Genomic DNA, 14,634 nt, shown 5'->3' with positions numbered 1-14,634 from the left:
GGTCAGATCTTGAAGCTGTCGACCAGTTGCTTGAGTCGACCGGCCTGGTGGGAGAGGGCGTCACAGTCTTTCAGGGTGTCCTGGAGACTGGCGACGCCCTGCTGATTGAGCAGGTTGATATGGCTGATATCCATGTTCAGCGCTTCGACCACCGTGGTCTGCTCCTCGGTGGCGGCCGCTACCGACTGGTTCATGCCGTCGATCTCGATGATCCGCGAGATAACGCTCCCCAGGCGCTCACCGGCCTGGTTGGCCACGCCGACACTATCGGCGCTGGAGGCCTGGCTGGCATGCATGGTGTTCACCGCCTCCTGGGAGCCCTGCTGCAAGGTGGTGATCATGCGGTGGATTTCCTCGGCCGACTGCTGGGTGCGATGGGCCAGGTTACGTACCTCATCGGCCACCACGGCAAAGCCGCGACCCGCGTCTCCGGCGCGAGCGGCCTCGATCGCGGCGTTCAGCGCCAGCAGGTTGGTCTGCTCGGAAATGCCCTTGATCACATCCAGGATATGGCCGATGTCCTCGGTGCTGGCGTTCAGCGCCTCGATCTGCTGCCGTGAGGAGCTGATCGTGCCGGACAATGCGGTCATCGCCTCGATGGTTCTGGCCATTACTTGCCGGCCGTCCTCGGCCTGCTCGCTGGCGCTGCTGGCCTGGTTCGAGGCATCGGCCGCGTTACGCGCAATTTCCTGGGTGGCAGCACCCAGCTCATTGATGGCCGCCGCCACGCTTTCGGTACGGGCGCTCTGTTCGTTGGAGCCGGCGATCGAGGCGTTGGACGCGGCCATGACCCGCACCGCCAGATCGTGCACCTGGCGGGTGGCAGAGGCGACCTCGCTGATGGAGGCATGAATGCGCTCGACGAACTGGTTGAACGAGACGCTCAGTTCGCCGAACTCGTCGCGGCTTTCCACCGTCAGTCGGCGGGTCAGATCGCCTTCGCCCTCAGCGATGTCGGCCATGGCCCGGCCCATATTCTGCAGCGGTCGCATCAGCACCTTGATCAGCAGGCTCAGTAATACGGCAATCGCCACCACCGCGATCAGCATGGCGATGATTGCCGAGGTACGGAACTGGGCCAGCGGGGCGAAGGCCTTTTCCCGGTCGATGGACAGGCCGATATACCAATCCACCGACGGCAGGCCAGCGACCGGCGTGAAGGACAGCAGCCGCTCCTGGCCATCGAGCACGACCGCCTGCAGACCCGGTTCGATCCGTGGCACCTGACCCTGGTAGATATCGCTGAGCTGCTTCATCAGCTGATCCGGCTCAGGCGTGACCAATACCTGCCCATCGCCGCTGACCAGGAAGGCGTGGCCCAGACCGCCGAAATCCACGGAATTGATCAGCTTCACCAGCGTTTCCAGACTCAGGTCGCCGCCAACCACACCGGCCAGCCGACCATGGTGTTGCACCGGTGTGGCCACGGTCATCACCAGCGCACCGGTAGGGTCACGGTAAGGTTCGGTCAGGGTGCTGCCGCCAGCGGACACCGAGTCGGTATACCAGGGGCGGTCCCGCGGGTCGTAGTCGGCGGGTAATTCTTCACGTGGATGCTGGATGAAACCACCCTCGGCAGTGCCGAGATAGGTGAACAGGAACTGGGAGGCAAAGGTGGCTTGCCCGATCAGTTCTGCCTGGGCGGCCGGCATGGGCTCAACGGCAATGTTCTCGGCCAGGTTCTCCATCAGCAAAACCCGCCCCCCTAACCAGTTTTGCACGCTGCTGGCGGTGAGGGAGCCCGATTGCGCTATGGAAAATTCGAGATTGTGCTGAATGGTGTTGCGCTGCAGGTAGTCGTTGTACAGCGCGAACAGGCTGAATGCGAGAATGACGATGCCGCAGCCGGCAAGCAGAATTTTATGACTGAATTTGAGATTCATGGCCGCCTATCCTGGGGAACGAAAACCGGTGCGTGCGTACCGGTCGCTTAACAGGGGTGTCGGCGGTGAGACGGAAAGCTTGAGGGCGAAAGGACGCCAGCCGTCCGGCTGGCGTCAGGTCAGGTTCAGATCAATTCGATGGCCACGGCGGTCGCTTCGCCCCCGCCGATGCACAGGGAGGCCACACCGCGGCGGCCGCCAGTCTGTTGCAGGGCGTTGATCAGGGTCACGATCAGGCGCGAGCCGGTGGAGCCGACCGGATGGCCCTGGGCGCAGGCGCCACCGAAGATGTTCACCTTGCTGTGATCCAGCCCGTGTTCACGCATCGCCAGCATGGTGACCATGGCAAAGGCTTCGTTGATCTCGAACAGGTCCACCTCATCCTTGCTCCAGCCGGTCTTGCGGAACAGGTTGGCCATGGCGCCGACCGGGGCGATGGTGAATTCGCTCGGGTCCTGGCTCTGGGTGGCGTGGCCGACGATGCGGGCCAGGGGCTTGAGCCCGCGGCGGGTGGCTTCGGCTTCAGTCATCAGGACCAGGGCGCTGGCACCGTCGGAAATCGAGCTGGCGTTGGCCGCGGTGATGGTACCGTCCTTGGCGAAGGCCGGGCGCAGGCCAGGGATCTTCTCGATATTGGCGTTATGCGGCTGCTCATCATCCTTGACCACCAGCTCGCCCTTGCGCGAGGTGACGGTCACGGGGACGATTTCGCTGTTCAGGGCGCCACTGTCGATGGCCTTCTTGGCCCGGGTGAGGGATTCGATGGCATAGGCATCCATGTCTTCACGGGTCAGGCCGTACTTGTCGGCGGTCTCCTGGGCGAAGGAGCCCATCAGCCGTCCGGTGCTCGCATCTTCCAGTCCGTCGAGGAACATGTGGTCCTTGATTTCGCCATGGCCCATGCGCAGGCCACTGCGGGCCTTCTCGATCACATAGGGTGCGTTGGACATGCTCTCCATGCCCCCGGCGAGCATGATCTGGTTGGAGCCGGCCTTGAGCATGTCGGCAGCCATCATCACGGCCTTCATACCGGAACCGCAGAGCTTGTTGATGGTGGTGCAGCCGGTGGCGCTGGGCAGCCCGGCCTGCAGGCTGGCCTGGCGAGCAGGGCCCTGCTTGAGGCCCGCGGGGAGCACACAACCCATGATGACTTCCTCGACATCCGCCGGGGCGATGCCGGCCCGAGCCACCGCTTCGCGGATGACCAGTGCGCCCAGGTCTACTGCCGATACGCCGGACAGGCTTCCCTGAAAACCACCCATGGGCGTACGGACGCCGCTGACAATGACGATGCTCTCGGACATGTTGACTCCTGAAATATGACTGATTGTTTATTTGTGGTCATCAATAGACTTTATACGCCGTTGCAATACGTATTGTCGAGGCCAAAGCTTGTATGATCGGGATACACAACGGCCATGGTTGCCCGGCTGCGCTGTGGCTATATTGATGCACATCCGGGGTAGGGCGCTGCCCCGGCATACCAACAACAAGAAGGTTGCCCTATGCTGAATACACGGATTTTACCGCCTACTGAGCAGGCCCACTCCACGCCTCTGCTGATCAAGAATCTGCTGCTCTCGGGGGTGCGCTACGAAGCGTCGCAGGAAATCGTCTATCGCGACATCAGCCGTTACGACTATGCCACCTTCAATCAGCGTATCTGCCGGTTGGCCAATGCGCTGACCCAGGCGGGCGTCAAGGCCGGCGACACCGTTGCGGTAATGGACTGGGACAGCCACCGCTATCTGGAATGCATGTTTGCCGTGCCGATGATCGGTGCGGTGCTGCACACCATCAACGTGCGGCTGTCCCCGGAGCAGATCCTGTACACCATGAACCATGCCGATGACGCCATGGTGCTGGTCAACAGCGAGTTCCTGCCGCTGTACCAGGCCATCGAGTCGCAGTTGACCACGGTTACCGCGACCATCCTGCTGACCGATGGCGAGGACCGCACGGCGGACCTGCGCGGCTTCGTCGGTGAATACGAGCAGCTGCTGGCCGCAGCGGACAGCACTTACGAGTTCGCCGACTTCGATGAAAACTCGGTCGCCACTACCTTCTATACCACCGGTACCACGGGCAACCCCAAGGGCGTCTACTTCACCCATCGCCAACTGGTGCTGCACACCCTGACCCAGGCGGGCATGCTCAACGGCCTGGGCCATGAGCAGCTGCTGAGCAACCGCGACGTGTACATGCCGATCACGCCCATGTTCCACGTCCACGCCTGGGGTATGCCCTATACCGCCACCATGCTGGGGGTGAAGCAGGTGTATCCGGGCCGTTACGACCCGGAACTGCTGGTGCAGCTGATGCAGCGGGAGCAGGTGACCTATTCCCACTGCGTGCCGACCATCCTGCAGATGCTGCTCAACGCCAAGGCGGCGCAAGGGTATGACTTCGGCGGGGTGAAGATCATCATCGGCGGCAGCGCCCTGACCCGCGGGCTCTACGAGGCGGCCGGAGCACGCGGCATCCGGCTGTCCGGTGCCTATGGCATGTCGGAAACCTGCCCGCTGATCTCCGCCGGTTACAACAACCTGCAGATCGAGGCAGGCAGCGAAGACGAGCAGATCAGCTACAAGATCAAGGCGGGCGTGCCGGTGCCCCTGGTCGAGGCGCGGCTGATGGATGAGCAGGGCGGCTTCCTGCCCCACGACGGCCACACCCAGGGCGAGCTGGTATTGCGTGCGCCCTGGTTGACCCAGGGTTACTTCAAGGAGCCGGAAAAGAGCCAGGAGCTGTGGGCCCACGGCTGGATGCACACTGGCGACGTGGCCACCATCGACCATACCGGCAGCATCGATATCCGCGACCGGATCAAGGACGTGATCAAGACCGGCGGCGAGTGGCTGTCCTCGCTGGAGCTGGAAAGCCTGATCAGTCTGCACCCGGCGGTGCGGGATGTGGCGGTGGTCGGGGTGCCGGACCCACGGTGGGACGAGCGGCCCTTTGCCCTGCTGGTGGTCAAGCCAGGGGAAGAGATGAGCGCCACTGTGCTGGCGGCGCACCTGCAGCCCTTTGTCGAGGAAGGCCGCATCAACAAGTGGGCGGTGCCCACCCAGATTGCCGTGGTGGACGAGATCCCCAAGACCAGCGTCGGCAAGCTGGACAAGAAGCGCATCCGCGTGGATGCGGTAGGCTGGCTGGAGCAGCAGGCGTCCTGCATCTCCTCGCTGTAAGCTGCGCAGTAGCGCCCCGGTCGCGTGCCGGGGCAGCTATCCTGGGGTATCCTGCCTGGCCCACCGCAGAGGAGAACTGATGTGCCCAGCCTGAACCGCCTGATATTCATCGCCGCCGGCCTTGGTGTGCTGATCGGCCTGCTGCTCAGCGGTATGCCCCAGGAGAACGAGCTGCGCAGCGGTGTGCTCTATGGCAGCACGCTGGTGGGTGCGGTGTTCATCGGCCTGCTGAAGATGGTGCTCATTCCCCTGGTGTTCACCTCCATCGTGGTCGGGGTAGCGAGCCTGCAGGCACATCACCAGGTTCACCGGGTCTGGATCACCACCCTGTTGTATTTCATGCTCACCACGGGCCTGGCCATGCTGTTGGCGCTGGTGGTGGCCAATATCTTCAAACCGGGCGCCGGCATGTCGCTGGATCTGTTCGCCGATGCCATGGACTCCTTCGAAGCACGGCAGATGACGATGCCGGAGTTCTTCCAGCACTTCTTCACCGGCCTGTTCAAGAACCCCTTCGAAGCCTTTGCCAATGGCGATATCCTGTCGGTGCTGATGTTTGCGATTTTCGTCGGCGTCGCCCTGGTCGCCGGCGGCGAGCGCTACCGCAGCGTACTGCAACTGATGCAGGAGTTTCTCGATCTGCTGCTGCGGATCATCAGCTGGATCATGTGGCTGGCGCCGTTGGGTATCCTGGCCTTGCTGATCCGCCTGGTCGCCGAACAGGACGTTGCCCTGCTGGTCACCATGCTCGGCTTCATCGTGCTGATCTTCGCCACCACCCTGTTCCACGGGATGGTCACCCTGCCGGGGATTCTCTATGCGGTCACCCGCAAGTCGCCGCTGTGGTTGTGGCGCGGCGCCCGCGAAGCCATCATTACCGCCTTTGCGACCAGCTCCAGCTCGGCGGCGTTACCGATTTCCCTGCGCTGCGCCCAGGATAATCTGGGGGTGAAGCGCAGTGTGGCCGGCTTCGTCCTGCCACTGGGAGCCACCATGAATATGGATGGCACGGCACTCTACGAGGCGGCAGCCGCCCTGTTCGTGGCCAACCTGATCGGGGTGGAACTGACCCTGGTGCAGCAGTTGGTGGTGTTCCTGACCGCCATGATCGCCTCCAGTGGGGCGCCGGGTATCCCCAGCGCCGGCATGGTGACCATGGTCATGGTGTTGCAGGCGGTAGGCTTGCCGGCGGAGGCGATTGCCATCCTGCTACCGATCGACCGCCTGTTGGATACCGTACGCACTGCGGTCAACGTCGAAGGCGACATCATCGGCAGTGTGGTAGTCCAGTCGTTGACGGAGGCGCAAGTCGAGCAGCGGGGAGCCTAGTCCCCCGCTGCGGCGGTCAACGCCCGGTCTGCCGATTCCGCAGCAGGTAGCACACCCAGATCACCGCGACCCACACCGGCAGGGCGATGACCGACAGCCGCGTGCCGCTATCCAAGGACAGCACCACCAGGATGAAGCCGACGAAGGCCAGGCACAGGTAGTTGCCGAAGGGCGACCACAGGGCCTTGAAGGTCGGCACCACGCCCTGGGCGAGCATGCTCCGGCGGAACATCAGGTGCGACAGGGAGATCATCGCCCAGTTGAGCACCAGCGCCGCCACCACCAGCGACATCAGCAGAATCAACGCCCCTTCCGGCAACGCATAGTTCAGCCCCACGCAGAGCAGGGTAATGGCGCCGGACACCGCGATGCCGCGCACCGGCACGCCGTTGCCGCTCAGCTTGAGGAAGGCCCGTGGCGCATCGCCCTGTTCAGCCATGCCATACAGCATGCGGCTGTTGCAGTACACGCCACTGTTATAGACCGACAGGGCAGCGGTCAGGACCACGAAGTTGAGTACGTGGGCGGCGGTATCGCTGCCGATCAGCGAGAAGATCTGCACGAAGGGGCTGCGGGCGTAGGGGTCGGCACCGCTGGTCAGCGTCTCCACCAGGCTGTCCCAGGGGTACAACGACAGCAGGATGCCCAGGGCGAAGATATAGAACAGCAGGATCCGGTAGACCACCTGGTTGATCGCCTTGGGGATCACCTGGCGCGGGTTTTCCGCCTCGGCGGCGGTGATACCCACCAGCTCCAGGCCGCCAAAGGAGAACATGATCACCGCCATGACCAGCACCAGGCCGCTGACCCCATTGGGAAAGAAGCCCCCGTGCTGCCACAGGTTGCTGACGCTGGCCTGCTCGCCACCGGCGCCCGAGATCAACAGGTACAGACCCAGCGCGATCATGCCGAGGATGGCCCCGACCTTGATGATGGCAAACCAGAACTCGGCCTCACCGAAGGCCTTCACGTTGCACAGGTTGATCAGGTTGATCAGGGCGAAGAAGGCCAGGGCGGTCGCCCAGGTGGGGATGTCCGGATACCAGTACTGCACGTACTTACCCACCGCCGTCAGCTCGGCCATGCCCACCAGGATATATAGCACCCAGTAGTTCCAGCCCGAGAGAAAGCCGGCGAAGGGACTCCAGTAGCGGTGGGCAAAATGGCTGAAGGAACCAGCCACCGGCTCCTCGACGATCATCTCCCCCAGTTGGCGCATGATCAGGAACGCGATAAGCCCGCCAATGGCATACCCCAGCAGCATCGACGGCCCAGCACTTTTCATCACCCCGGCGGAACCGAGAAACAGGCCGGTCCCGATGGCGCCGCCAAGGGCGATCAGCTGGATATGGCGATTGGTCAGGCCGCGCTTGAGTTGGCCCTGTTGCTGAACTGAATCGGTCATTGGAGGTTCCGTGGCGGGGGAGCTGGCAGTAAAAAGGGGCAAATTGTACACAGATTGGCCCATGTTCGCAGGCTATCGGTCCGATTAGACCGAGTGTCGGTGATCCCGGCGTCCCATGGGCCGCAGTATCGGCTGGTTTTCGCGGTGCGGTGCCCGCCGCAAGCGCTTCCGCCGGGACAGTGCAGAGGTTTTCTCGGCGCTGATTTGGCATACTCACCCGCAGCCAACAGACATAAGGACTCCCATGGACGCCACCACTCCCGCCCTGATCCGCGAAACCTTCCCGGTCGGCCCGTTGCAGTGCAACTGCACCATCATCGGCGATCCGCTGACCAAGAAAGCCATCGTCATCGATCCCGGTGGCGACCATCAGTTGATCCTCGATCGCCTGGATCAGCTTGGCCTGAAGGTGGTGAGCATCATCCATACCCACGCGCATCTGGATCACTTCCTGGCTTCGGGTGAAATGAAGAAGGCCACCGGAGCGACCTTGCATCTGCACAAGGACGACCAGTTCCTCTGGGACAACCTGGAGATGCAGTGCAAGATGTTCGGCGTGCCCTACACACCGGTGCCGGCACCGGACCAGTGGCTGCAGGATGATGAAGAGCTGGCCTGCGGTTGCGGCGTGGCGCTGCATACGCCGGGACATACCCCGGGTTCGATGAGCTTCTGGTTTCCCCAGGCCAAGCTGCTGGTTGCCGGGGACACATTGTTTCGCCGCGGCATCGGCCGCACTGACCTGTGGGGCGGCGATTATGCGCAGATCGAGTCGTCGATTCGCCAACGGTTGTACACGCTGGATGAGGAAGCGGTGGTGGTGACTGGCCACGGCCCGGATACACTGATCGGCGATGAGATCCGCGAGAACCCTTTCATTCGGGGATAAAGTGACCATACTTACCCGACGCGGGGATAAATCGCCGGGTAAAGTGGTCCTACTCCTCTATACGCGTCCCGGCTGGGGTGCCGCGTTGCGACGATGAAGTCAATTTAAGGAAAAATCCATGAAAATCAAAGCACTTATTGCCGCCTCTGCCTGTGTTGCGCTGTTGGCAGGTTGTACCAACAATCCCTATACCGGTGAGCGTGAAGCCGGCAAGGCGGGCGTCTACGGCGGCGGTGGCGCTGCAGCGGGTGCGCTGATCGGGGCGGCTACTTCGAGCAAGAAGGACCGGGGCAAGGGCGCGCTGATCGGTGCCGTGGTAGGTGGCGCCGCAGGTGCCGGTTACGGCTACTACGCTGACCGCCAGGAGCAGCGTCTGCGTCAGGAGCTGAGCGGGACCGGCGTGCAGGTGGTGCGCAACGGCGATAACCTGCAGCTGGTCATGCCGGGCAATATCACCTTCGCCAGCAGCTCCGCGGATATCTCCAGCAGCTTCTACCCGACGCTGAACTCGCTGGTCAAGGTGTTCAAGGAGTTCGACAAGAACGGTATCGACATCGTCGGTCATACCGATAGCAGCGGTTCCCTGGAGCTGAACATGCGCCTGTCCCAGGAGCGTGCCACCAGCGTCGCCTCCTATCTCACGGGCCAGGGCGTATCCGGTGCGCGTATCAGCAGCCGTGGCGTTGGCCCGAGCCAGCCGATCGCCAGCAACGACACCGCTGCCGGCAAGGCGCAGAACCGTCGCGTGGAGATCAACCTGCGGCCGCTGTAAGCAGCTAGCCGGTTGCATGAAAAACGGGACGCCAAGGCGTCCCGTTTTCTTTGGTGCGGACTGCCCGCCAGGGTATCGTTATCAGGTGGCAGGGGGATGGTCCCGGTGCAGCTGCGCAAGCAGGGCATCCTTCTCTTCCCACAGGCCGTTGATCCAGGCCTGGAACGCCTGCCGGAAGGCGGCATCGTTGTGGTAATCCCGGCCGAGAAACTCGGGGGGAATCGGTCGTGTCTGGCAGCGCATTACCACCTTGCGAATCCGGCCGCTGAGCAGATCCCAGAAGCTCGGGTTGCCGTCCGGATAATGGATGGTGATGTCCACCAGCGAGCGCAACTGTTGGCCCATGGCGTCCAGGACGAAGGCGGCGCCGCCGGATTTGGGGCGCAGCAGATACCGATAGGGGGATTGCTGCTCGGCATGTTTGGCTGGGGTTAGCCGGGTGCCCTCGAGGAAGTTGAACACCGCTACCGGGGTGGTCTTGAATTTTTCGCAGGCGCGCTGGGTCGCCAGCAGGTCCTGCCCGGCGCGTTCCGGGTGCCGGGCCAGATAGGCCTTGCTGTAGCGCTTCATGAAGGGGAAATCCAGCGCCCACCAGCAGATGCCGATGACCGGAACCCAGATCAGCTCCTGCTTGAGGAAGAACTTCAGCATCGGCATGCGGCGGTTGAGGTTGTGTTGCAGCACCAGGATATCAACCCAGCTCTGGTGATTGCTGGTCACCAGGTACCAGCCGTCATGGTCGAGACCCTCATGGCCCTGGACGTCCCACTCGGTGCGACCGGCCAGGCGCATCCAGCCACTGTTGAAGAGCATCCAGTTTTCGGCGATGCGGATCAGGACCCGGGTGAGAAAGGTCTGCAGCGTCGGGATCGGCAGCAGTTTGACCAGGGCACAGGGGAACAGCAAGCTGAACCAGAACAGGGTGTTGAGGATCAGCAGCAGGAGCGAGAGGCTCCCGCGCAGCGGAGCAGGCAAAAAATACAGCATTGTCTGAAAACTCATCCGTGGGGCATGGCAGCCTGTAGGGGTTCACTGACCATACAGGCTGCCGGTGGGCACTGATCAGCTCTCGTCCGTGTCGGCCTGTATGGCGGTCAGGGCGATAGTAAACACGATATCGTCCACCAACGCACCCCGGGACAGGTCATTCACCGGCTTGCGCAGACCTTGCAACATCGGGCCGACACTGATGACGTTGGCGCTGCGCTGCACCGCCTTGTAGGTGGTGTTGCCAGTGTTCAGGTCGGGGAAGATGAAGACCGTGGCCTTGCCGGCGACCGGGCTGTCCGGGGCCTTCTGCAGACCGACGCTGGCAATGGCGGCGGCATCATACTGCAGCGGACCGTCGATCAACAGCCCGGGCTCGCGTTCCCGTGCCAGGCGGGTGGCCTCGCGGACCTTTTCCACGTCTTCGCCGCTGCCCGAGCTGCCGGTGGAGTAGCTGATCATGGCGACCCGCGGCGGTATGCCGAAGGCGGCCGCCGAACGGGCGCTCTGGATGGCGATCTCCGCCAGCTCCGAGGCGTTGGGGTCCGGGTTGACCGCGCAGTCGCCATACACCAGTACCTGGTCAGGCAGCAGCATGAAGAAGATCGAGGAGACCAGGCTGTACTCCGGGGCGGTCTTGATCAACTGGAAGGCCGGGCGGATGGTGTTGGCCGTGGTATGCACCGCGCCGGAGACCAGGCCGTCCACCTCATCCAGGGCCAGCATCATGGTGCCGAGCACCACGTTGTCTTCCAGTTGCTGCAGCGCCACCGGTGCGGTCAGGCCACGATCCTTGCGCAGCTCCACCATGGGCGCCACATAATCCTCGCGCACCTCGTCGGGATCAATGATCTGCAGTCCCTCCGGCAGGGTGATGTGCTGGGCGCGCGCGACGGCCTCCACGGCCTCCGGTTTGGCCAGCAATACGCACTGGGCAATCCCGCGGCGCTGGCAGATGGCGGCGGCCTGCACGGTGCGGGGCTCATCGCCCTCGGGCAGGACAATGCGCTTGCCGGCCTGCTGCGCCCGGTTGACCAGGTCGTAGCGGAACGCCGGCGGCGACATGCGCAGTTCCCGCGGCATGCCGCAACGGTGCTGCAGCCAGCTGTGGTCGATATGGGAGGCAACGAAGTCGGTGACCAGCCCGGCCCGCTCATGATCGTCGATGGGAATCTCCCGGTTCATCCGGTCCAACTGGGAGGAGGTGGCGAAGCTGCCGGTGCCCACCAGGAAGATCGGCAGACCGTTGTCCAGGGCCGGCTGGCACAGCTTCATGACCCGCTCGTCGGGCATGATGTCGCCGGTCAGCAGCAGGCCGGCCAGCGGGGTACCGGACAGCGAGGCCAGGCTGCTGGAAATGATGATGTCATCGCGATCGCCGGGTACGACCAGCAGGGTGCCGGGGCGGAACAGGTGCAGGGTGTTGGGCACCGTGCGGGCGCAGAGGATGATGTCCAGCACCCGGCGCTGGTGCATGTCGCCGGGATGCAGGATCTTGGCATTGAGCAGCGAGGCGACATCGGCGCTGCGCGGAGCGCTCAGTTCACTCTGCCAGGGAACGCAGCCGATCAGCCGGAACGCCTCGGTATCCAGCACTCTAGAGTGTTGCTTCAACGCGGCGGCATATTCCTTCAGCGTGCGCTTGAGGTGGCCGCGGTCCGGGGGCACGTCACCGCCCAGATCCAGGTCCTGCACCTTGTTGATGATCACCCCCAGCACCTTGGGATCCTGGGGGCCGCCAAAGCCGTGGGCGTGCAGTTCGATGCGGTTCGCCAGGGTCGCCAGGTTGTCGTCGTCCGGCGCCGATACCAGGATGATGTCGGCATCCAGGCTGCGGGCCAGGTGCTGGTTGATGCGGGCGGCGTAGGCGGCCTGCCGGGTCGGCACCATGCCTTCGACTACCACCACGTCGGCGTCCCGGGCAGCTTCGCGGTAGCGGCTGACGATATCTTCCAGCACTTCATCGAGCTCGCCATTGGCCAGCCGCCGTTCCACTTCCGGCAGCTCCAGCGGCGTCGGCGGCGTCAGGCCCATGGTGCGGCTGATCAGCGCGGTGGAGCGTTCGGGGCCGTCGTCGCCCGGATGGGGCTGGGCGATGGGTTTGAGAAAGTGCACTCGCAGGCCGTTGCGCTCCAGTGCGCGGATCAGGCCCAGGCTGACCGACGTCAGGCCGACGCCGAATCCAGATGGAGCGAGAAAAAAGGTATGCATCACTCAGCTTCCTGTGTCGCGGATGGGTTGGCAGCGAGGTCCAGCAGGGCCAGGCACTCTTCGGTGATCTGGCGTTCCTCGTCCGTGGGGATGACGAGGATGGCCGGGGAGTTGCCGGCCTGGATCTGGCGGGCCGGGTTGCCGGGCGGGGTGGCGTTGGCGGCAGGGTCGATGGCCAGGCCGAAGAGCGCCAGGTGGCGGACGGTCAGTTCACGCACCAGCGGCGAGTTTTCACCGATGCCACCGGTGAAAATCACCCCGTCGATGCGCGGCAGGGCCACGGCCAGGCCGGCCATGGAGCGGGCCAGGCGGTAGCAGAATACCTCAACGGCCAGCCGGGCCCCGGGGTGGCCGTCGGCACGCGCGGCTACCAGGGTGCGCATGTCGTTGGACAGCCCGCCGGACAGGCCCAGCAGGCCACTTTCCCGGTTGAGCATCTGGTCGATGCGCTCCAGGTCCCAGCCGAGGGTGCGGGCCAGGTGCGAATGCAGGTTCGGGTCCACGTCCCCGCTGCGCGTGCCCATGACCAGGCCTTCCAGCGGCGTCAGGCCCATGCTGGTGTCGAGGCTCTTGCCATCGAGGATGGCGCAGGTCGAGCAGCCGTTACCCAGGTGCGCGGTGAGCCAGGCGCCATGGCCCGGTTCCAGGCCCAGCAACAGGCTGGCCTGGGTGGATACGAAGCGGTGGCTGGTGCCATGGAAGCCGTAGCGGCGCACGCCGTGCTGGCTGTACAGCGCCTCCGGCAGGGCATACCGGTAGGCGTGGGGCGGCATGCTCTGATGGAAGGCGGTATCGAAGATGGCAATATGCGGGATATCGGTGAATACCTTCATCGCTTCACTGATGCCCACCAGATGCGCCGGGTTATGCAGGGGGGCGAGGGGGGCGCTGTCCTCGATGGCGGCGATGACGGTGTCATCGATGCGGCTGGCGCCGGTAAAGTGTTCCCCGCCATGGACCACGCGGTGGCCGACGGCAGTCAGCGGATACAGGGCGAAGCGTTCGATCAGCGGAATCAGGCTGGCCATGGCCGAGCTGTGCTTGCCGTCGGGGATGGCCACCTGTTCACGGATGTCGCCGGCTTTCCAGTTCAATACGCCTTCAGGGGTACCAAGACGTTCTGCGAGGCCGCTGAGCAGGGGTTTGGGTTCGGATTCGCTACGCAGCGCAAATTTGAGGGACGAGCTTCCACAATTAATGACAAGTACCAATCGATCGGCCATGGTGCTCCATTCTTAGCAGTCAGGAAGACGCCTAGCCTGGACTCGCGCATCTTCCGGTTACGGATTCAGGGTTACTTATACCTTAGCTGTCCGTGCGTTTCCGGCCATTTGTGCGTAAACTGGGCACTTCTGAGAGCGAAAACACAGGATTTATTTATGCAGATTGCTGCCAACAAAGCCGTATCGATTGAATATACACTGACCAACGATGCCGGCGAAACGCTGGATACCTCCGCTGGCGGCGAACCGCTGGTTTATCTGCACGGGGCCGGTAACATCATCCCGGGTCTGGAGCAGGCGTTGGCTGGTAAGCAGGTCGGCGATGAACTGAAAGTGACCGTCGAGCCGGAAAACGCCTACGGCGAATACAGTGCCGAGCTGGTTGCGGTACTGGGTCGCAACATGTTCGAAGGCGTGGATGAGCTGGAAGTGGGCATGCAGTTCCATGCCTCCGCGCCGGATGGCGGTATGCAGATTGTCACCATCACCGCGCTGGATGGCGATGAAGTGACTGTCGATGGCAACCACCCGCTGGCCGGCCAACGCTTGACCTTCGACGTCAAGGTAGCGGACATCCGTGACGCGACCGAAGACGAGCTGGCCCATGGTCACATCCATGGCGAAGGTGGTGTGCACCACTGAGGCCATCCGGTTTCAGCGTTGCCCGAAAGCCGGCCTGTGCGCCGGCTTTTTCATGTCCCGAGTTTACCGGTGGCTGATGGTAACGGCTTCTATCGCGCCATCAAT

At 63.4% G+C, this 14,634-nt stretch carries 11 protein-coding genes and 1 pseudogene; 5 read left to right on the top strand and 7 right to left on the bottom strand.

Translation table 11 applies throughout. The features are described from left to right. Window positions 1-2: 2 nt before the first annotated feature. The 3 genes and pseudogenes from VG99_RS16445 to VG99_RS05050 all read right to left on the bottom strand — a co-directional run bounded on the left by VG99_RS16445 (window position 3) and on the right by VG99_RS05050 (window position 3,187). Window positions 3-788 (bottom strand): methyl-accepting chemotaxis protein, encoded by a 786-nt coding sequence (locus tag VG99_RS16445; protein ID WP_420848288.1) that lies wholly within the window; start codon window positions 786-788, stop codon window positions 3-5. A gap of 69 nt (window positions 789-857) precedes the next feature. Continuing rightward, window positions 858-1,883: pseudogene (locus tag VG99_RS16440) on the bottom strand (HAMP domain-containing protein); the annotation flags it as partial. 125 nt (window positions 1,884-2,008) lie between these two features. Beyond that, complete coding sequence (locus tag VG99_RS05050) at window positions 2,009-3,187, bottom strand: thiolase family protein (RefSeq protein WP_044498614.1); 1,179 nt, start codon at window positions 3,185-3,187, stop codon at window positions 2,009-2,011. 201 nt (window positions 3,188-3,388) lie between these two features. On the opposite strand from VG99_RS05050, the gene VG99_RS05045 reads away from it, so the two are divergent. Both VG99_RS05045 and VG99_RS05040 read left to right on the top strand, forming a co-directional pair. Then, window positions 3,389-5,071 carry a fatty acid--CoA ligase gene (locus tag VG99_RS05045; RefSeq protein WP_044498613.1) on the top strand — a complete coding sequence of 561 codons (1,683 nt, stop codon included), beginning with the start codon at window positions 3,389-3,391 and terminating at the stop codon, window positions 5,069-5,071. A gap of 81 nt (window positions 5,072-5,152) precedes the next feature. Beyond that, window positions 5,153-6,400 carry a dicarboxylate/amino acid:cation symporter gene (locus VG99_RS05040; protein ID WP_044498612.1) on the top strand — a complete coding sequence of 416 codons (1,248 nt, stop codon included), beginning with the start codon at window positions 5,153-5,155 and terminating at the stop codon, window positions 6,398-6,400. A 16-nt stretch (window positions 6,401-6,416) separates the two neighbouring features. Here the strand turns inward: VG99_RS05040 and VG99_RS05035 are convergent, their stop codons facing one another. Continuing rightward, a complete protein-coding gene (locus VG99_RS05035) occupies window positions 6,417-7,805 on the bottom strand; it encodes an amino acid permease (protein ID WP_044498611.1) in 1,389 nt (462 codons plus the stop codon). Between the two features lie 244 nt (window positions 7,806-8,049). Here VG99_RS05035 and VG99_RS05030 point away from each other — a divergent pair, with 244 nt between their 5' ends. Both VG99_RS05030 and VG99_RS05025 read left to right on the top strand, forming a co-directional pair. After that, window positions 8,050-8,694, top strand: coding sequence for an MBL fold metallo-hydrolase (locus tag VG99_RS05030; RefSeq protein WP_044498610.1), 645 nt, complete (start codon window positions 8,050-8,052; stop codon window positions 8,692-8,694). Window positions 8,695-8,812: 118 nt separating this feature from the next. Further along, window positions 8,813-9,466, top strand: a complete 654-nt coding sequence (locus VG99_RS05025) for a YiaD family glycine zipper/OmpA-like lipoprotein (protein WP_044498609.1) — start codon at window positions 8,813-8,815, stop codon at window positions 9,464-9,466. An 81-nt stretch (window positions 9,467-9,547) separates the two neighbouring features. Here the strand turns inward: VG99_RS05025 and VG99_RS05020 are convergent, their stop codons facing one another. The 3 genes from VG99_RS05020 to VG99_RS05010 all read right to left on the bottom strand — a co-directional run bounded on the left by VG99_RS05020 (window position 9,548) and on the right by VG99_RS05010 (window position 13,887). Continuing rightward, window positions 9,548-10,453, bottom strand: a complete 906-nt coding sequence (locus VG99_RS05020) for an acyltransferase (protein ID WP_044498608.1) — start codon at window positions 10,451-10,453, stop codon at window positions 9,548-9,550. A 75-nt stretch (window positions 10,454-10,528) separates the two neighbouring features. Further along, window positions 10,529-12,664 (bottom strand): phosphate acetyltransferase, encoded by a 2,136-nt coding sequence (gene pta, locus VG99_RS05015; RefSeq protein WP_044498607.1) that lies wholly within the window; start codon window positions 12,662-12,664, stop codon window positions 10,529-10,531. After that, the gene (locus tag VG99_RS05010) at window positions 12,664-13,887 is read right to left on the bottom strand and encodes an acetate kinase (protein ID WP_044498606.1); all 1,224 of its coding nucleotides are present in this window, start codon (window positions 13,885-13,887) and stop codon (window positions 12,664-12,666) included. Before VG99_RS05010 ends, pta begins: the two co-directional genes overlap by 1 nt. 156 nt (window positions 13,888-14,043) lie before the next feature. Between VG99_RS05010 and VG99_RS05005 the strand changes: the two genes are divergently transcribed. Then, window positions 14,044-14,529, top strand: a complete 486-nt coding sequence (locus VG99_RS05005; RefSeq protein WP_044498605.1) for an FKBP-type peptidyl-prolyl cis-trans isomerase — start codon at window positions 14,044-14,046, stop codon at window positions 14,527-14,529. The last annotated feature ends 105 nt before the right edge of the window (window positions 14,530-14,634 follow it).

The sequence above is a fragment of the Pseudomonas saudimassiliensis genome (assembly GCF_000939975.1).
GTDB classification, from domain to species: Bacteria; Pseudomonadota; Gammaproteobacteria; order Pseudomonadales; family Pseudomonadaceae; genus Halopseudomonas; species Halopseudomonas saudimassiliensis.
This window is presented reverse-complemented; position numbering and strand designations above follow the sequence as displayed.